The sequence below is a fragment of the Paraburkholderia sp. SIMBA_054 genome (genome assembly GCF_046534875.1).
Taxonomy (GTDB): Bacteria; Pseudomonadota; Gammaproteobacteria; order Burkholderiales; family Burkholderiaceae; genus Paraburkholderia; species Paraburkholderia hospita.
The window spans coordinates 1-274 of sequence record NZ_JAWRXV010000732.1; the positions used below are offsets into that span (position 1 = coordinate 1).

The 274-nt window shown below is 59.5% G+C and carries 1 protein-coding gene; it reads right to left on the reverse strand.

The window, feature by feature from the left end:
* Positions 1-209 (reverse strand): lycopene cyclase family protein (locus SB822_RS57030; RefSeq protein ID WP_410859097.1); only part of this gene is annotated, 209 nt, incomplete at its 3' end.
* Between the last annotated feature and the right edge of the window lie 65 nt (positions 210-274).

A 274-nucleotide genomic window follows, 5' to 3' on the forward strand; every position in this document is an offset into this window, starting at 1 on the left:
GGTTCGGCTTCCGTGGTAAAGCACCAGTCGGTGCGTGGATTGCCGATGCAATAGAGATAGCCGACCGGGATGTGGATCCAGGCGTAATTGTCCTTTCCGCCTGCCTCCAGCAGCAGCACGGAGCGGTTCTGGTCTGCGGAAAGCCGGTTCGCGAGGGCGCAACCTGCCGTGCCCGCGCCAACCACGATGTAATCGTAGGTGTCGGTCATGATCTCATATCCAGTAAAAGGCGGAGCCGCTATCGAACGAGCGTGCGGCTCCCGAAATGTTGGTT